The organism is Halorussus amylolyticus, from assembly GCF_004143485.2.
GTDB classification, from domain to species: Archaea; Halobacteriota; Halobacteria; order Halobacteriales; family Haladaptataceae; genus Halorussus; species Halorussus amylolyticus.
This window is the reverse complement of record NZ_ML974133.1, coordinates 180,710-198,553: the sequence shown is the minus strand read 5'-3', so window position 1 is coordinate 198,553 and position 17,844 is coordinate 180,710. Positions and strand designations below refer to the sequence as shown.

The 17,844-nt window shown below is 66.1% G+C and carries 17 protein-coding genes; 5 read left to right on the top strand and 12 right to left on the bottom strand.

Annotated elements, in window-relative coordinates:
- Positions 1-19: 19 nt before the first annotated feature.
- Positions 20-1,114, bottom strand: a complete 1,095-nt coding sequence (locus tag EKH81_RS09995) for an asparagine synthase C-terminal domain-containing protein (protein WP_132058554.1) — start codon at positions 1,112-1,114, stop codon at positions 20-22.
- The gene (locus EKH81_RS09990) at positions 1,114-1,800 is read right to left on the bottom strand and encodes a PHP domain-containing protein (RefSeq protein WP_132058397.1); all 687 of its coding nucleotides are present in this window, start codon (positions 1,798-1,800) and stop codon (positions 1,114-1,116) included. Before EKH81_RS09990 ends, EKH81_RS09995 begins: the two co-directional genes overlap by 1 nt.
- A 92-nt stretch (positions 1,801-1,892) precedes the next feature.
- Here EKH81_RS09990 and EKH81_RS09985 point away from each other — a divergent pair, with 92 nt between their 5' ends.
- The gene (locus EKH81_RS09985) at positions 1,893-3,311 is read left to right on the top strand and encodes an aryl-sulfate sulfotransferase (protein WP_132058396.1); all 1,419 of its coding nucleotides are present in this window, start codon (positions 1,893-1,895) and stop codon (positions 3,309-3,311) included.
- A 223-nt stretch (positions 3,312-3,534) separates the two neighbouring features.
- Positions 3,535-5,679, top strand: a complete 2,145-nt coding sequence (gene purL, locus EKH81_RS09980) for a phosphoribosylformylglycinamidine synthase subunit PurL (protein ID WP_132058395.1) — start codon at positions 3,535-3,537, stop codon at positions 5,677-5,679.
- A gap of 428 nt (positions 5,680-6,107) precedes the next feature.
- Here purL and EKH81_RS19335 read toward each other — a convergent pair whose 3' ends face one another.
- Positions 6,108-6,269 (bottom strand): DUF7550 family protein, encoded by a 162-nt coding sequence (locus EKH81_RS19335; protein WP_202935108.1) that lies wholly within the window; start codon positions 6,267-6,269, stop codon positions 6,108-6,110.
- Positions 6,270-6,364: 95 nt separating this feature from the next.
- Between EKH81_RS19335 and hisF the strand changes: the two genes are divergently transcribed.
- Positions 6,365-7,180 (top strand): imidazole glycerol phosphate synthase subunit HisF, encoded by an 816-nt coding sequence (hisF, locus tag EKH81_RS09975; RefSeq protein WP_132058394.1) that lies wholly within the window; start codon positions 6,365-6,367, stop codon positions 7,178-7,180.
- A 52-nt stretch (positions 7,181-7,232) separates the two neighbouring features.
- Here hisF and EKH81_RS09970 read toward each other — a convergent pair whose 3' ends face one another.
- Positions 7,233-8,012: a hypothetical protein gene (locus EKH81_RS09970; protein WP_132058393.1), complete on the bottom strand. Its 780-nt coding sequence runs from the start codon at positions 8,010-8,012 to the stop codon at positions 7,233-7,235.
- Between the two features lie 220 nt (positions 8,013-8,232).
- The gene (locus EKH81_RS09965; protein WP_132058392.1) at positions 8,233-8,517 is read right to left on the bottom strand and encodes a DNA-directed RNA polymerase subunit L; all 285 of its coding nucleotides are present in this window, start codon (positions 8,515-8,517) and stop codon (positions 8,233-8,235) included.
- Between the two features lie 454 nt (positions 8,518-8,971).
- Here EKH81_RS09965 and EKH81_RS09960 point away from each other — a divergent pair, with 454 nt between their 5' ends.
- Complete coding sequence (locus EKH81_RS09960; protein ID WP_132058391.1) at positions 8,972-10,618, top strand: rhomboid family intramembrane serine protease; 1,647 nt, start codon at positions 8,972-8,974, stop codon at positions 10,616-10,618.
- Positions 10,619-10,642: 24 nt separating this feature from the next.
- Here the strand turns inward: EKH81_RS09960 and EKH81_RS09955 are convergent, their stop codons facing one another.
- The gene (locus EKH81_RS09955) at positions 10,643-11,272 is read right to left on the bottom strand and encodes an METTL5 family protein (RefSeq protein ID WP_132058390.1); all 630 of its coding nucleotides are present in this window, start codon (positions 11,270-11,272) and stop codon (positions 10,643-10,645) included.
- Between the two features lie 351 nt (positions 11,273-11,623).
- The gene (locus EKH81_RS09950) at positions 11,624-12,025 is read right to left on the bottom strand and encodes a DUF7961 family protein (protein WP_132058389.1); all 402 of its coding nucleotides are present in this window, start codon (positions 12,023-12,025) and stop codon (positions 11,624-11,626) included.
- A gap of 174 nt (positions 12,026-12,199) precedes the next feature.
- Between EKH81_RS09950 and EKH81_RS09945 the strand changes: the two genes are divergently transcribed.
- Positions 12,200-13,108 (top strand): lipase family alpha/beta hydrolase, encoded by a 909-nt coding sequence (locus EKH81_RS09945; protein ID WP_132058388.1) that lies wholly within the window; start codon positions 12,200-12,202, stop codon positions 13,106-13,108.
- Positions 13,109-13,176: 68 nt separating this feature from the next.
- Here EKH81_RS09945 and EKH81_RS09940 read toward each other — a convergent pair whose 3' ends face one another.
- The 5 genes from EKH81_RS09940 to EKH81_RS09920 all read right to left on the bottom strand — a co-directional run bounded on the left by EKH81_RS09940 (position 13,177) and on the right by EKH81_RS09920 (position 17,680).
- Positions 13,177-13,695, bottom strand: a complete 519-nt coding sequence (locus EKH81_RS09940) for a GrpB family protein (protein WP_132058387.1) — start codon at positions 13,693-13,695, stop codon at positions 13,177-13,179.
- Between the two features lie 46 nt (positions 13,696-13,741).
- The gene (gene dph2 / locus EKH81_RS09935) at positions 13,742-14,800 is read right to left on the bottom strand and encodes a diphthamide biosynthesis enzyme Dph2 (protein ID WP_132058386.1); all 1,059 of its coding nucleotides are present in this window, start codon (positions 14,798-14,800) and stop codon (positions 13,742-13,744) included.
- A gap of 52 nt (positions 14,801-14,852) precedes the next feature.
- The gene (locus EKH81_RS09930) at positions 14,853-15,686 is read right to left on the bottom strand and encodes an MBL fold metallo-hydrolase (RefSeq protein ID WP_132058385.1); all 834 of its coding nucleotides are present in this window, start codon (positions 15,684-15,686) and stop codon (positions 14,853-14,855) included.
- 45 nt (positions 15,687-15,731) lie between these two features.
- Entirely contained in the window at positions 15,732-17,174 is a 1,443-nt protein-coding gene (locus tag EKH81_RS19560; protein WP_238392160.1) for a hypothetical protein, read from the bottom strand.
- Positions 17,175-17,278: 104 nt separating this feature from the next.
- Positions 17,279-17,680, bottom strand: coding sequence for a YlbF/YmcA family competence regulator (locus tag EKH81_RS09920; RefSeq protein WP_132058383.1), 402 nt, complete (start codon positions 17,678-17,680; stop codon positions 17,279-17,281).
- Positions 17,681-17,844 lie beyond the last annotated feature (164 nt).

Genomic DNA, 17,844 nt, shown 5'->3' with positions numbered 1-17,844 from the left:
TTTTCGTCCCCCGACTCGCCTACTCTTCGACCCGCGAGGCGACGTACTGCGAGACGTGGTCGTCCATCCGGCGCTTGAACCCGGCCTGTCGCGCGAGTCGGTCCAACTCCCGAGCCACCAGACTCCCGTACTGGACCGCCTTCTTCTCGCGGAACGCCACCCGGTCGGGGACGAACTCGCGGGCCGCGAGTCGGAGCGCCTTCTTGCGCTCGCCCCGAGAATCGACCAGCAGGTCGCCCGGCAGTTCCAGCGCCGCGCGAATCACTCGGTCGTCGAGTAACGGCGCGACCGGTTCGACGCCCGCCGAGCGAAGCGCCAGCACGTCTCGTTCGAGTTGGTCGGGCAGACTGCGAATCACCTCGCGGGCGGCCCCGCGAACGGTCTCGGCCGCGACGCGGGGGTCCTCGGGCGCGCGGGCGACCTTCGCGTAGCCCCCGAACAGTTCGTCCGCGCCCTGTCCGACGGCGAGACGGTCGAAGCCGTCGCTCGCTGCTCGTTCGGCCGCGAGATAGAGCGGGAGCGCGATTCCCACGTCCATCGCGTTCGTTCGATTCGACGCTCGCGCGACCTCGGGGACCGCGCGCTCCACGTCGGACACGTCGAGTTCCACGACCCGGAGGTCGGATTTGCGGTCCATCAGTCGGGCGGCTCTCCGGGCCGCGGCCACGTCGTGGCTCTCGGGAAAGCCCACGACGTAGAGCGGCGCGTCGAAGGCGCTCGCCACGAGTGCGGAATCGACGCCGCCCGAGAACGCGACCGCGAGACCGTCGGTCGGAACGCCGCCGAGGCTCGCGCCGAGCGCCTCCCGGAGGTCGGCGACGGCGCGCTGGCGGTCCGAAATCGGCTCCGGGTCGGGGAGCGAGAAGATTCGTTCGACCCCGCCTGCTGACCCGTCCGCCGCGCGAACGCACCCTGCTGAGAGTGGTTCGGGGTCCGAGAGGCCGTTTGGCGAGAAGTCCCACGCTCCGTTCTCGCCTACGAAAATCGGCTGGCGACCGAGCACGTCGCGGACGAGTCTGCCGTCCGGAAGCTTCCCGGCGAATCCTCGGGTTCCTGAAAACGGGTCCCCATCCTCGACTGCCCGAGCGACCGCATTCGGGGACGCCCCCCGAATCATTCGAGAAGGTTCGCGACCCGGTTCTTGACCCGGCGCTTGGCCCCGCCCGCGGCCTGCCGGAAGCTGATTCGCCACGGAGTTCGCTTGCCCTCGGCGCTCGTCCGGCCGTCGCGGATGGCGTCCAGGATGGCCGCGGTACTCCGCTCGTCGGTGTCGATTCGGGTGACCGCCTGCCCGACCATCTCGCTGATGTGGGCGTCGCTCCCCGCGGTCTGGGGGAGGCCGCGGCGTTCGGCGAACTGCTGGGCTTTCCGATTGCCGCGCCCGGTCAACAGCCGGGAGTTGTACACTTCGATGGCGTCGGCCTCGGCGAGTTCCGACCCGGTGATGTTCGCCATCACGCCGCTCCGGGACTTCTGGAACGGATGGGGAACGACCGCGACCCCGCCCTGTTCGCGAATGCGGTCGAGGGTCTCGCCGAACGACAGTCCGGCGGGAACGCGCTCGGTCACGCCGAGTCCGAGGACGTGGCCCGCCGCGGAGCTGATTTCGATTCCCGGAATGCCGACGAGACCGTACTCGTCGGCCCGCTCTGCGGCCGCGAGACTCGCGTCGATTTCGTCGTGGTCGGTAATCGCTAGCGCGTCGAGACCGACCGCCGACGCCTGTTCGAGCAGGAGGTCGATTTCGTCGCGGCCGTCGTACGAAAGCGACGAGTGGGCGTGAAGCTCGACCGATAGCACGCGTAGGGCTTGGAAGGGCGGTGGCAAAAGCGCCTCGGTCTCGGGAGCAAACATCCGAAACCACTATCCGCGTCTTGAAAGACGAATTAGATATGGCCGACCTACCCGCTCGGCGGTGGCTCGTTCGGGGCTTGCTCGGAGTGGTCGTCCTCGCGCTCGTCGTGTCGAGCGGCGTGTTGACGCTCGCGTACGACGCGCCTGACACCGGGGCTGGCCCGGTCGAGTCGCCCGCGAACGGAACCACGGTCGTCACGAGTCAGGGGTGGCACGCCGACGGCTACTCGCTCCCCGGCCGCTCCGCGCAGCTCGCGGCCGTCGGACCGAACGCGAGCGCCGAGTGGACCCACGACGGTCCCGCCGACACCCGGAGTTGGTTCTACGACGTGGACCCGCTCCCCAACGGCAATCTGCTGGTCGTCAACCCCGTGCGCGAGACGACCGTGGTCTACGAGTACGACCCCGAGCGCGGCGAGCGCGTCTGGACCGAGCGCTTCGACCTCCCGGACATCCACGACGTTGACCTCATCAACGACGACGAACTCCTCGTCGCGGGCATCAACTACGACGAGGACCGCGAGAGCCGGGACAGCGTGTTCGTCTACAATCGGACTCGCGGAGAAGTCACTTGGGAGTGGTACTTCGAGGACCACTACCCGGACGACGCGGGAGCGGGCGTCACCGCGAAGGACTGGACCCACGTCAACGACGTGGACCAGATACGCGACGGCGAATTTTTGGTCTCGCCGCGAAACTTCGACCAGGTAATCGCAATCAATCGCTCCACGAAGGACATCGACCTGCGACTCGGCGAGGACGGCGACCGCGACACCCTCTACGAACAGCACAACCCCCAGTACCTCGAAAGCGAGAACGGGACGCCCACGATTCTGGTCGCCGACTCGGAGAACGACCGCATCGTGGAGTACGAGCGCACGGACGGCCCGCCCGGAGACGGCGAGTGGGAGCGCGTCTGGACGGTTTCGGAGGGGCTGAACTGGCCGCGCGACGCCGACCGCCTCCCGAACGGGAACACGCTGGTCGTGGATTCGATGAACCACCGCGTCGTCGAGGTGACCCCGACCGGCGAAATCGTCTGGGAGACCTCGGTCCCGTGGGCCACCTACGACGCCGAGCGAGTCGCCCACGGCGACGAACCCGGCGGCCCGACGATTCGCGACCAAGGCGCGGCGGGCGCGTACGAACTCCGGGGCGGGAGCGACTCGACCGCGGCCGGTCTCCCCACGGTCCCGGCGGTCGTCGGAGACCTCGTCGGCGGAACGCCCGTTTCGGAGCCGGTGGTTCGACTCGCCGAGCGATGGTATCACGTCGCGCCGTGGTTCACGCCGATGTGGCTCCCGACGTGGAGCGCCACGTTTCTCGCGGTCGCGCTCGCGCTACTCGTCGGGTGGGGAGTCGGTGAGGGCGTCTACAACTACGCCCTCGTGCGGCGTCGTCTCGGCGAGCTCCGCGACACGCTCCGAGAACGACTTTGGCGCTCGGGGCGGGGGTGAGCCGAGGTGCGCGAAGCACACACCGGACCGACGCCCCACGCCCGGTCGGTTTTGTATATCGAAAAGGAGTTTATCAGTCGGGTGTCGCACCTCGCTGTCGCCGAAATAGACGATTTCGACGCGGAAAGAGAGCCGAGCCACCGGAAACGAGGCCGCCCGCGAGTCAATGCACGTCCTTGCATATAGAAAGGCATTAATCCGCTCTGTTTGTACAGGAGAGTGAATGAGTCTCTCCGAGCCAGACCGCGAACTGGTCGTCGCCGAACTCGGCCGGGAGCCGACCCCGGCGGAGGCGGCCCTGTTCGAAAATCTCTGGAGCGAACACTGCGCGTACCGTTCGTCCCGACCCCTGCTGTCGGCGTTCGACTCCGACGGCGAGCAAGTCGTCGTCGGACCGGGCGACGACGCCGCAGTCGTCGCCGTGCCGTCATACGACGACGCCGAAAGCGACGACGCGACCGACGACACGTACATCACGATGGGCATCGAGAGCCACAACCACCCGTCGTTCGTGGACCCCTACGACGGCGCGGCCACCGGCGTCGGCGGCATCGTCCGCGACACGCTCTCGATGGGCGCGTACCCCATCGCGCTCGCCGACTCGCTGTACTTCGGCGACTTCGACCGCGAGCACTCCCGCTACCTGCTGGAGGGCGTCGTTGACGGCATCTCGGACTACGGCAACTCCATCGGCGTTCCGACCGTGACGGGGAGCACCGACTTCCATCCCGACTACGAGGGCAATCCGCTCGTGAATGTGGCGTGCGTCGGCCTGCTCGACGCCGAGCGCCTCGTCACCGCCAACGCGAAGGAAGTTGGAAACAAGCTCGTCCTCGTCGGAAACGGCACCGGCCGGGACGGTCTCGGCGGCGCGAGCTTCGCGAGCGAGGACCTCGGCGAGGACGCCGAGACCGAGGACCGACCCGCGGTACAGGTCGGCGACCCCTACACCGAGAAGCTCCTCATCGAAGCGAACGAGGCGCTCATCGACCGCGACCTCGTGGAGGCGGCCCGCGACCTCGGCGCGGCCGGACTCGGCGGCGCGTCCTCGGAGATGGTCGCGAAGGGCGACCTCGGCTGTGAAATCGCGCTCGAAGACGTTCACCAGCGCGAACCGAACATGAACGCCCTGGAGATTCTGCTCGCCGAGTCCCAAGAGCGGATGTGCTACGAGGTCCGCCCCGAGAACGTGGACGCCGTGGCGCAGGTCGCCGAGAAGTACGACTTGGGCTGTTCGGTCATCGGTGAAGTCACGGAGGGAAACTACGTCTGCACGTTCGAGGGCGAGACGGTCGTGGACGCGCCTCCGGAGTTCCTCGCGGACGGCGCGCCGATGAACGACCTCGCCTCGGAGGAGCCGACCCAACCCGACCGAGACCTCCCCGATACGGACCTCGAAGAAGCGTTCGAGGCGGTCGTCGCCAGCCCGAACACCGCGAGCAAGCGGTGGGTCTACCGTCAGTACGACCACGAGGTACAGGTCCGGACCGCGACCCCGCCGGGCGACGACTCGGCGGTGTTGGCGCTCCGGGACGCTGGTGCGGGCCTCGCGTTCTCGTCGGGCGCGAACCCGCGCTGGACGACCGCCGCGCCCTACGACGGCGCGCGGGCGGTCGCGCTCGAAAACGCCACGAACCTCGCGGCCAAGGGCGCGACGCCACTCGCCGCGGTGGACTGCCTCAACGGCGGCAACCCCGAAAAGCCCGACGTGTACGGCGGTTTCAAGGGCATCGTAGACGGACTGGCCGACATGTGCCGGGACCTCTCGGTCCCAGTCGTGGGCGGGAACGTCTCGCTCTACAACGACTCGCCTTCCGGTCCGATTCCGCCGACGCCGACCCTCGCGATGACGGGCACGAAAGCGGGCTACGAGGCCCCACCTGCCGCACTCTCGGGCGAGGGAACCCTGCTCGCGGTCGGCGACGACGGGGACCGCCGTCTCGGCGGGTCGGAGTACCTCGCCCAGGCGGGCGGCACCGACCGCTTCCCCGCGCTCCCCGAGAACGCCCCTGAAGTCGTCAGCGCGCTCGCGGCGGTGGCCGACCACCCCGACACCCTCGCGGTCCACGACGTGAGCCACGGCGGTCTCGCGGTCTCGCTCGCCGAGATGGTGACTGACGACGCGGGCGCGACGGTCGAAGTGGATTCCGTCGAGGCACTCTTCGCGGAGACGCCGGGCCGCGCGGTCGTGGAGACGACCGACCCCGAGGCGGTCCGCGACGCCTTCGACGGCGTGGCCCCGGTGGTCGGACTCGGTTCGGCCGACGACTCGGGCGCGCTCGACCTCGAAATCGATGGTGGGCGTCTCGCCTACGATGCCGCCGAAATCGCCGACCTCCGGGACGTGCTGGCGCGCGAACTCGACTGAGACGTTTCGCGTATTTTCACTTTCGACGTGGGTCGTGTATCTTTACCTTCGACGTGGCGCGTGCGGTCGCGCCCCTGTGGCGCGACACAACCGCGCGAGGGATGACCGAGCGAGCGACCGAAGGAAGCGAGTGAGGGAATCGGTTGGGGAGGCGTGTGGCTGTCGCGGTGCTGTGCGGTTTCTCAGTTGCGACGTGCGAGCAGGACGCTTAGATTGCCATGCCGTCACAACGGAGCAGAACGCTTAGACCACCGTCACAGCGGAGCAGGACGATCAGATTTCCGTCATAGAGGAACAGGACCTTCAAATTGCCGTCGCAAAGTGTATCGGGGTTTTGGATGATTCCGAACAGAGAACGAAGTCTGTAAATTGTTATTCACGATACGGTCTCCGGACGGCGAGCCGACTCACCGCGACCGAAAATATTCTCAGGCCGCGAGCAGGGGAAGCGCGTACGCCACCGCCAGTCCGATGGCGAGGACGACGAAGCCGATTCCGGCCTCGCGCATCGAGAACTCCTGCATCGGTGAGGTCACGCGCTCGATACCCTCTACGTCGCGTCCGTGGCTGTCGTCGTTGTGGTCGCTCATACCCGACGGTTGAGTCGGAGGTCACTTAACTCCAGTTCTTCTGCTGTCGCAGTCGAAACGGTGAAACCGCGCTCGCGCCAACTCTCTCGCAAGGAATGACTCTCACCAAACGCATCATCCCGTGCATCGACGTGGACTTGGACGACGACGGGAACGCCGCGGTCTACACCGGCGTCAACTTCGAGAACCTCGAATACACCGGCGACCCGGTCGAGATGGCCCGCCGGTACAACGAATCGGGAGCCGACGAGTTCGTCTTCCTCGACATCACCGCGAGCGCCGATGGCCGCGAGACCATGCTCGGCGTGGTCGAGGACGTGGCCGACGAAATCTTCATCCCGCTCACGGTGGGCGGGGGCATCCGCACGCGCGAGGACATCAAAGAGACCCTCCGTGCGGGCGCGGACAAAGTATCCATCAACTCCGGCGCGATTGCGAAGCCCGAACTCATAACCGAGGGCGCGGAGTCGTTCGGCAGCCAGTGCATCGTCATCAGCGTGGACGCCCGCAGGCGGTTCGACGAACAGGGCGAACACTACGCACAGGTCGACGGCGAATCGTGTTGGTTCGAGTGTACCGTCAAGGGTGGCCGCGAGGGCACCGGTCTCGACGTAGTGGAGTGGTCGCGCGAAGCCGAGTCCCGAGGCGCTGGCGAACTGTTCGTCAACTCCATCGACGCCGACGGCACCGAGGAAGGCTACGACATCCCGCTCACGAAGTCGGTCTGTGACGCGGTCGATACGCCCGTCATCGCGTCCTCCGGATGCGGCGGTCCCGAGGACATGTACGAGGTGTTCACCGACGCGGGCGCGGACGCCGCGCTCGCGGCGTCTATCTTCCACTACGACGACTACTCGATTCGAGAGGTCAAGGAGTATCTGGACGAAAAAGGACTGCCGATTCGGCTCTGAATCGGCGGCGCTCCCGTTCGGCGATGACCGCACAAAGTGTGTGAGTCTCGGTTTACGCTTCGGTCGTCTCTTCCTCCTCGGTCGTTTCTTCCTCAGCGTCCGTCGTCTCGTCGTCCTCCGGTTCTTCTTCCTCGGTCGTCTCCTCCGCTTCCGTCGTCTCCTCGCCCGTGTCAGGAACCGCCGGTCCGATACCGGCCGACGCGTTCTCGATGCTCGCGTCGTCGGCCGACACCGAATCGAGGCTCGCGCTCTCGACGGTCATGTTACCAACTTCCATCGTGGCGTCTTCGATTTCCTCGCCCTCCTCGACGGTCTCGGGCGTCGAAAGCGCGGCCTGCACGTCGCCGACATCGACCTCACTCGCTTGGGCCTCATCGACCGCGAGCGACTCCATGCTCACGTTCGATAGCGAGGCGTTGTCGAGCGTCACGGTGTCGTTCTCGGGCGTCTCACCGCCGAGGAGGTCCTCGGCGACGGTCTCGTTTCGGATGGTCACGTCCTCGAACGTCACGTCGTTCAAGGTGGCGTTCGCTATCGTCAGGTTCGACGCGGTGGCCTGTCCGAGCGGATTGGTCGCGTCCGTCCCTTCGAGAACCACGTCGTCGAGTCGCGCGTCGGCTATCCGAACGTCCGTGAGGGCTAACTCTCCTATCGTGAGATTCTGGACCGTCACTTCGGTGTCGTTCTGTGCGTCCTGGGCGGCACTCGCGGCGGGTGCTGACGAAATCTCTCCGGGCGACGCGTCGGCGGGCGCGGCGACTGCCGTCCCGATTCCGGCCGAGACGCCAGCGAGCAGAACGAGCGCGGCGACGACTACTGGGCGTGTTTGCATGCGCCGGAACGACGCCGACGCCGTCAATAAACCGACGCCACCGTTTCGGGGTTCCGCGGCGGATTACGGTCGTTACGCCCGGCTTACCTCGGCGACGGCGCGGGAACGATTCGAAGACGGCGCGGGGACGGAGGGCACTCGTCCGTCGATTTCGCGGCGTCGGCGAGCGCGGTCGCTCGGGGGGTGGAAAAACCGCCAAAACGGTCCGAACCGGCGAAAATCAGGCCGCGTTTCGGTAGGCGTCTTGGAACGCGTTCGTCTTCTCGCGGATGTTGCCCGCGGCAGTTTCGAGCGCGTCGATGGGGTCGGTGCCGTCCTCGGTCTTGATGGTGAGGATAGGTTCGGTCTGGCCGCCGGACTGCTCGGGGTTCACGTCGTAGGTCGCGGCGGCGACGCCCGACTGTTCGAGCAGGGTGCCCTTCAGCACGTTCATGAAGGTGTGGTCCTCCCCCGCGATCTCGATAGAGAGTTCGTCGTCGCCTTTGTCGATGACCCGAAGTTCCATGCGCAGGGATACTGGCTTTGGGCGTTTCAAGGTTGCGAAACCGAGGTTCTGTGGGTCGCTCGGAGATTCGCGGTGATTCTGTTGCCGGTGTGAGGTGTTTCGGTGTCTGAAACCGCGTTCGAGAGAAGGAGTGTGAAGACTGCTATTCCCCGCAAAACGGCCGCGAAGAAACGACCGCGAAGCAACGACCGCGAAGCAACGACCACAAAGCATCGACCACGAAGCTAGCTAGCTACTCCCGGTACCTATGAGGACCGCACCGCCACCGCACAGCACCGCGCCCCCGTGCCTCCCCGCGTGCGCGCTCAGTCGCGCCGACGGTGGCGCGACCGAGCGCGCGGCGCGTCCCGTGGTCTGTGACAATTCACGAAATCGCCCGAAACCGCCTTGTGCCGGTCGGAACCTCGGGCGAATTCGCCCCGAATTTATACCGTCTCGGTCGAAAGGACGCGATATGCTCGACGTTCCGTCGTGGCTTCCTGCCCCCGTACAGGTCGCCATCCCGCTGGTCTTTCTGCTGTCGCTCTCGCTCGTGTGGCGAATCGACCGCCCGCGCGGGGAGTGGGGCCTGCGTCTCAGACGGCGATTTCTGCTGGGCGTCCCGTGGGGCACGCTCGTCTCGATTCTCGGCGTGCTGGCGGTGTACCTGTTCGTCCAGCAGGGCGCGCAACGCTGGCACTGGCCGCTGACGCTCCCGTTCTCGTCGTGGTCGTACTTCTACCCGACCGGGTGGTTCTTCGCGGCGTTCTCCCACGGCGGGTCGGGCCACCTCGTCGGGAATCTCACGACCACCGTCGCGGTGGCCCCGCTTGCGGAGTACTATTTCGGCCACTTCGGCGGCGAGCGCGGCGACAATCCGTTCTCGTCGTGGACCACCCACCCGTGGATTCGCGCGTTCGTCGTGTTCCCGGTCGGCGTGTTCGCGGTCGGTCTCGCCACCAGCCTGCTCGCGTGGGGACCGGTCATCGGCTTCTCGGGCGTCGTGTTCGCGTTCGTCGGCTTCGCGCTGGTGCGCTACCCCCTGCTGACCGTAATCGCTGTGGCGGGCCAAGAGGTGATTCGGACCGTCTACGACGTCATGCGAAACCCGGTCGTCTTCGGGTCGGCCGAACCCTCCTTCAGCGACCCGTGGTGGTACGGAGTCGCGGTGCAGGGCCACGCGCTCGGCCTGTTCCTCGGACTCCTGCTCGGCGTCGTTGTCCTCTACCGACGGCGCGAACGCCCCGACGCGCTCCGACTCTGGACCGGCGCAGTGCTTCTCGGCACCTCGATGACCCTCTGGGCGGTGTGGTGGTACCGCGGCGACGAAAGCTACGTCCTCTATCAGGGTCTCGGCATCGTCTTCGTGGTCGCGGTCGCGGCGATGACGACGGTCGCGGCGACCGCCGACCGAGAAATCGCGTTCGGAAACGTGTCGCGTCAGGTGGTCGGTTTCCTCGTCCTCGCCGCCCCGCTCGCGGTCATGGCCGGGGTCGCGATTCCGGTGAATCTCACGACCGTGGACGACGCGAGCGTTCCGGGCGACGGACCCGGAATCGAGGTCGAGGGCTACGCTGTGACCTACGCCGAGAACATCGAGAATCAGAAGGTGTCGGTCGTGGACATCGAAGCGTTCGGCGAGACCACGAACGTCCGAACGAGCGGCGTCATCGTCGTGAACGACGACCGCGAAATCTGGACCCAACAGGTCTCGAAGGGACGACTCGCGTTCTCGGGTCGCGCCGCGGTCCGAGTCGGCGGCGTCGGCTGGTCGGAGGTCGTCCGCGTCCAGCGAGGGGGCTGGTCGGCCGCCGACGGCGGGACCGCGTATCAGGTGTGGCTCCGGGGTCCCGACGACGAGCGGTGGACTCCCACCTACGCCTCCGACCCCGTGACGGCCGGGCCGACCCTCGCCGAGAAGAACGTGAGCATCGTCCCCGAGAACGGCGGCTTCGACCTGCGACTCTCGCGGAACAACTCCACGGTCTCCACGGCACCGATTCCCGCCGACGGCGAGCGCGTGATACTCGACGGCATCCGGTTCGAGCGCGACGGAAATCGCGTGTTCGCGGCGTTCGACGGGACCCGCGTCCGAGTCGCGTCGAAGGAGACCTACAACTGAGCGACCTCGGGCGACGGTGGGGGCCTACCCGTCCCACACCACCCGGAACGCCTCGGCGTCGATGACCTCGCGCTCGCTGGTCTGGTGGTCGAACTGCCGCGCCAGCGCCAACTCCGCCCGGAAGGCGTGAGTCACCTCGCCGCCCTCGTCGTCGGCGAACGCCTCCACGAACCTTTGACTTCCGGCGTTGTGAATCGAGTACGACACCCCGCCGAGTTCCGCCGCGGTTTCGAGGAACGCGCGGTCGGCGTGTTCGTTGCCGCGCTGTGCGCCGAACGGTGGATTCATCAGCACCGTGCCGTCGGTGACGCCACCGGGACAGAACGGGTGGCGGGTCGCGTCCCCGGCGAGCCACTCGACCTCGATTTCGGGCCGGACGCGGCGCTCGTTCTCGCGGGCCTGCGCGAGCGCCGCGCGGTCGCGGTCGAGTCCGAGCACGCGCTCGGGGCCGCGACACGCGGCCCCGAGCGCGAGCATCCCGGTCCCGGTCCCCAAATCGACCACCGTCTTTCCGGCGAGGTCGCCCTGCACGTCGGCGAGGTGGACGAGGTGGGCCGCGAGGTCGGCGGGCGTCGGGTACTGCTCGTACTCGACGCGGGGGTCTTCGAAGCCCGCTACTTGGGAGAGGCGGCGTTCGAGGGCGGCCCTGCTCATATGGGTGGATAGCGATTCTGTAAAGGAGAACGTTCGGATTCTATCGGCCGGTGGTGGTCCGAATGAGGCGATTCGGATTTCGGGTATTTTGCTTCGAACCGCAATTACCAGAACCGAGAACGGCCAGAAAGCCCCCGCCCGCTCGCGGTCTCTGACCGACATATCCGCGCTCTCCGCACCACCCGCGCGGATAGAGGTCGGTCAGGCGACCAAGATGAACGCGACCGGGCGGCCCCTTTCATTCCCACCCATTGATTGCGTCACCGTCTGTTTCGGTGGAATGCGTCACCGTCCGATTCGCGGTAGCTGTGTGGGCGAGCGTAGGAAAGAGAGCAAATCGCAGAAGCAGTCTCAGGCGTCGAGCGTGATGGGACCGGCCACGTCGAGCGCGACGCCCTCGCGGCGGGCGCGTTCCGCGACCGCCGCGAGCGCGGGTCGGACCTTCGACTCGTCGCCGACGCTCCCGAACTCGACCGTGACCGTGTTCGCGCCGAGGAAGGCGGCCGCGCGGACGTACTCCCGGACGCGGTCGGCCTCGTCCTGCGTGGCGAACGAGCAGTCCTCGCCGAAGCAGGCGTCTACGACCACGCGAGCGGGCACGAGGTCGTCGGCCACGAGCTCCTGCTTGAGTTCGCGGAGGTGGTCGGGCGCGGTCGAAGTGATAGATTCGGCGTCGAGCGAGACGGGCGTGGCGTCCTCGACGCGACAACGGTCGATGGCAGTTCGGACATCGGCGGAACGGGTGGCGCTCATCGTTACCCGACCATTCCATTTACTCATACAAAAAGGTTTGTGAATGCCCAATAGTAATATTCTCGGTGCGGGGTTGTCACGTCGGCGGCCGAGCGTCCGAATGAAATCCAGACGGCCTATTAATATCAACCACTCTCTAGCAAAATTTAATTTCTGTGAGTTCGTGCTGACGGTATGGACTCAGACGACCATCGAGAGAACGGACCCGAGACGACCCGAATCGGCCGCCGCACGGTCCTTCGCGGCGGTGCGGCCGCGGTCGGTCTCGCCGGGTTCGCGGGATCGGCGGCCGCGTTCGACGGTGACGACGGCGACATCACCGGTCCGGCAGACTTTCCGCGAGCCACCACCCGCGGCCACTTCGACATCCACTGGTGGGACGGCGACCAGCTCACCGACGGCCACACCGAGGAGGATTACGACACGGTCGGCGACATCCCGGGCTACGACGGGAGCGCGCCTGACGAGGTCGTGATTTCGGTTCACGGGTGGCTCGTCGAGGAGTCGGACGCGCCCGACCACTTCGCCACGGTGAAGCAGTCGCTCCGGGACAACGGCTACGACTCCCCCGTTATCGGCTTCAGCTACGACTCGGACACGAGCCTCGACGACTGGTGGCCCGCGACCGACATCGCCGAACGAAACGGCAAGAAGCTCGCGAACTTCGTCACCGACTACCGCGAGGAGACCGGCGCGCGCGTCCGACTCGTCGGCCACTCGATGGGCGGTCGCGTGGTCTCCGCGACGCTCAAGGCGCTCTACGAATTGGGGAAGACTGACTACGTCGAGTCGGCGACCCTGCTCGGCGCGGCCACCGACAACGACGCCGTGGCCGTGGACGGCGAGTACGGCGAGAGCGTCGCGGCGGTCGCCAAATCGGTCGATAACTTCTGGAAGTCCGACGACGACGTGCTCGACTGGGCGTACTCGACCGCCGAGTTCGACTCGGCGGTCGGCGAGGAGGGGTGTGAGGGCACGCCGCCCGTGAACTACACCGACCACAACGTCGATTACGTGCCCGACCACTTCTCGTACCACGAACCCGGCGACGGCTGTATGGCAGACGTGGTTTCGGAGTTCTGAGCTACTGATTCAGTACGGCGGAGACTGATTTCCCCGTCACTCGCACGAAGGTCGGCGTGAGCCGGGACTCACGCCAGCGCGCGCTGAAGGACCTGCTGGACGAACTCCCCCTTTTTCTCGGTGTATTTCTCGCGTTCGTCGGGGTGGGCCTCGGCCAATTCGCGTTTCACGTCTTCGTACTCCGCCGCAGTTTCGGGGTGCGAGCGCAGATAATCGCGAAACGCGACGGCCTCCCGGTAGCAGTCGCCGTCGCGCTCGACGAGCGAGAGGTAGTGAGTGCGTTCGGTCCGGGGTCCCTTGGCGAGAAAGAGCCGTCCCGGTACGTCGTCGTTTGGCCGAAACTCGTAGCCGTGTGATTCGAGAAGCGGGACGAGGTCGCTGGCGGCGTCGAGGTCCGCGACGACCGCCAGCATGTCGATGATGGGTTTCGCGGCCAGACCCTCGACGGCGGTGCTGCCGACGTGTGCGAACTCGCGCAGGCGGTCGCCAGCGACCGCGTCGAGTCGCCTGACCTCCGCCTCGTAGTGACGTTTCCACTTCGAATCGTAGGGCCGAAGTTCGACCGTCCCGCGCTCCAAGCCGACCATGCAGGGCGTATCGGGCAGCAGACGAAAAAAAGTCAGGGAGTCGTCGTCACCAGGTCCCGTGGAAGGTGTCGAAGCTCAGGTCTTCGAGCGGTTTGTTCCCGACCGCGATTTCGTACTCGCCGGGCGTGAGCATCGGCTTGTGGAACTGCGGGCCGTCGTCGGTCGTGATGCGCGGACATCCGGTGTTCACGAAGGCGTCCATATCGAAGTTCCGCAGGCGGTCGGGCGTGACCTCGTCCATCGTGATGAGATAGGCGTCGTCGTTGCCGTCGAGAATCTCCTGGGCCTGCTCCCACCGGCCCTGTCCGATTTTCGTGCAGAAGATGACGCCCCACTTCTCGGCGTCCATCGCGCGGTGGACCGCGCCGTAGCGTTGCTTGAGGAACTTTTCGGTATCGGCCACGGTCACGACGTTGTTCACGGGGTCGGCGATGACGACCTTCTTGTCGGGATGCTCCATCGCCAGTCCGAGCGGATGGAACTTCCCGCCACCGACGTACAGTACGTGGTTGGCGTCGATGTCGGCACTGGCGTAGTTACACCCGAGGACCTGCCCCTCGTGGGTGAGTCGGTCGTCGCCGCGCCGAGTCTTCACGTCGAAGCCGCGTTCATCGAGCCAGTCTTTCATCTCCTCGAAGCGGTTCATGTGCTGGGCGGTCGTGACGAGACCGACGCTCGGTCGGTCGTCGGACGCGTCCGAGTCGGGGAGTTCCTCCAGCGACTCCTCCATGATGGGGAACACGTCCACGTTCGAGAAGAGGGGGACGTAGATGACCTTGTCCGTGTTCTTCATCGGCGAGTGGCCGAAGTGGACGAAGACGTCGGTCCGCTTCATCAGGAAGGTGTCGAGGTCGCAGGCTCCGTAACACGGTTGGCCCGACAGCATCACGGTCACGTCGTCGGGGACGAGCGCGCGGATGTCGTCGGCGACCTTCGGGCCGCGGCGCTTGAGTCCCTCGGGGAACTGGAGGCCGACCTTGGTGGCGTCGCGCTCCTCGACCGCCTCCACGATTCGGTCGAGTTCGTAGTCCCACTCCCGGTCGTGTTTGAGGGACATCCCGGTGTTCCGGAGGTCCCCTTCGCTGTACTCGGTCTCTTGGCTCATTGGAACTGTTTTGTTGGCGCGGACGCTTAAGGACGGTGTTCTCCGAATCGGGCTACAGACTGACTCTGTCACCGATTTCCACAATTTCGAGCTGACGGGGGTACTCGAAACTCCGGGCGTGGTGGTGGAGCGCCTTCGGGTCGGCGGTCAGCCCCTTCCACATGTCCCAGTGGCTCGGCAGGAATCTATCGAACTGAAGGTCGCTCGCGGCCTCGACCGCCTGATTCTCGTCGTTGTACCACCGGGTACGCTTCGGCTCGCGGGTCTGCTTGTCGGGAATGTTGCCGACCGTGCCGAACGCCAGCACGCCGAGGTCGATGTCGTACTCCTCGCCGATTCGCGCGAACTCGTCGCTCGGCTTGGTGTCGCCGCCGTGGAAGAACGTCCGGTCCTCGTACTCGAAGACGTAGCTCACCGGGTGTGTCGCATCGGGGTCGTTCGCGGGTTCGACGTGAATCGTGAACGCGCCGACCTCGAAGGTGTCGCCCTCTGCGACTTCCTCGAACTGGTCGTCGGTCACGTCCCACTCGTCGGTCCAGTTTTCCTCCTCGCGCGCGACGGCGAGGCTGTCGTCGGGCGCGTAGAAGGTCGCCCCCGTCCGTTCGAGAATCGGGGCCTGACTCGGCCCGTGAACGTGGTCGGTGTGCTCGTGAGTCGCCAGCACCGCGTCGGCCTCGGCCACGTCCTCGGGGTCGAACGGAATCGGTACCATCCGGACGGTTCGCGGCGGGTCGCCCGTTCCGAGGTATGGGTCCACGAAAACCGTCGTGTCGTCGGCCGTGAGCACGAAGCCGTTACAGCCGAGATACCAGACCGCGATGCCCTCGGGGTCTGCGTCCTCGACAGCGCGCGGGAGCCAGTCTCCCCAGTCTGAGTGTATCGCCATGCGCCGAACTGGGCCGAGAAGGGAGGTAAGTGTTGTCTTCCGCGTTCAGAGGCTCCGGAGTCGAATCTCGTCGTCGGTAATCTCCTCGATGCGGTCGGGTTCGACGGTGTAGTCGTCGTCGTCGTGGCCCTCCCACCCGAGTCGAGTCCGGATGCGCTTGGCGAGTCCGGGGTGCGGGTCCACGTACACCAGATTCGCGTCTTGGTCCACCTCGCTAATGACGCCGACGTCCTCGTTGTTAGCGTCGATAACCGTCTTGCCCACGTCGTCGTCGTCCAACGTGACCGCGGCGGTCGATGTCTCGGCTCCGGTCTCGTCGCCCATTCCGGCCGTCTCGTCGCTCATCGCGGCTGTCTCGTCGGTCGCCGGGGCGTCCCCCATCGAGGCGGTTTCTTCGCTCGTCGTCGCAGTCGTCGTTTCCGTTTCGGTCGCAGTCGTCTCGGTCGTAGTCGTCGTTTCGGTTCCGGCCGCGGTCGCACCTCCCATCTCGACTATCTCGGTGACCATGTCCGAGCCGATGAGTTCGCTCTCGACCGTCCGCGTCCCCATCGTCTCGGTGCTGACGACCTCCTCGGTCACGAGTTCGAAGGTCAGGCGCTTGCGGTCGAGGACCTCGTCCTCGACCAGTCGGCGCTCGTAGAGTTCGGTCAGGATGGTCTCCTCGTCCGTGAACTCGCTTTCGAGGTGGCCGCCCTCGATGACGTCCTCAGTCACCATCTCGCCGCCGAGCATGTCGCTCTCCACGATGGTCCGATGGACGCCTTCGAGGTCCACGTGACCCTCCAGCGTGTCGGATTCGAGGGTTTCGGTTCCCTCCACGTCGCGGTCCACGACCCGGCTCTCGACCGTCTTTTGCTCGATGATTTCGCGCGTGACCTGCCTCGTCTCGTCCACGTCCACGGTGATGACCTCCTGCTCGATTTCCATCATCTCCTCGTCCCACCCGACGGTCTCGCTGTCTTCGACCACCGCGACGCCGGTCTCCTCCTCGCCGAGGTGGATGCCCGCGATTTCGCGCCGAACGAGTTCGCTATCGATGACCTCGTCGCGAACGACTTCGCTGTCTACGACTTCGCTCTCGATGGTCTCGGTCTCCCGGACCGTGCGCTCGACTACTTTCGTCTCCACGATTTCGCTCGTGACGACCTCGCCCTCCAACAGCGCCTGCTCGACTTCCTCGTCGTCGAGGGTCGCGCGCTCCATCGCCTCGGTCCGCGAGAGGAGTTCGAACTGGTCGGCCCCCTCGCTCGGCCGGTCGGCGTGCCGGACCAGCACCATCTCGTCGTCTTCGAGTCGGTCGAAAAATTCGTCCCACGTCGTCTCCTCGACTGACTCGGTCGAGTCCCGTTCGGGGTGGTAGATGTGAAGCCGTCGCTCGCCCGCCTCGTCCGTCATGTAACCCGGTTGCGTGCCGCTGTCTTCCACCCACGTCCGTATGGTTTCTCGGTCTGTCGTTATCTCGGTCTCTGTCGATGTGTTGTCTTCCATTTCCCCCACCATCGGAGATGTCGTCGGGCATCGACTTAGGCGTGGTTGCCACTCGCGGGTGAAACCGACTCGAAAGAATCAGACGAAAATCGGCTCGGAACCGTTCAGTCCTCGCAGCAGCCGCCAGCCTGCTGGCCGAAATCGACCGCGAGCGGCTCGGAGATGGCCTCGTTGATGGTTTCGAGCTTCGCCTCCAGTTCGGCCTGGGCTTCGAGATACTCGGCCATCACGGGGAGTTCGTGAAGCTCCTGCTGGGCGCGCTGGACCTTCTGTACGTCCTCTTGGGTCGCCTCGCCGGTCTGGCGCGCGAGCATGAACTCCTGGCGAAGCTGTTCGAACTCCCGGACGTGTTCCTGGGCCTCGTCGTCCTCCTCGACGGCCTCCTTCGCGCTCTGGAACGCCTCGTACTCGGCCGACTCGGCGATGGCCTCGCCGAGTTCCGTACCGAGCGTTTCGAGGTGGGACCGCTCGCTGGTCGTCGCGTCCACGTCGGTTTCGATGCTCATGTGTTCCGAATTGGGTCTGTGGCGTTTTAGACCTGCCGGATACGCACCGACTTGCTGATATCGCGGGGCCGCCGCCCGCTGGGCGGCGGCCCCGCGGTGTGCGGAGTCTCACGGTACGGTCCGAACGTTGAAGTACGAAGCCGGGACCAACCCTGCCCGGACGT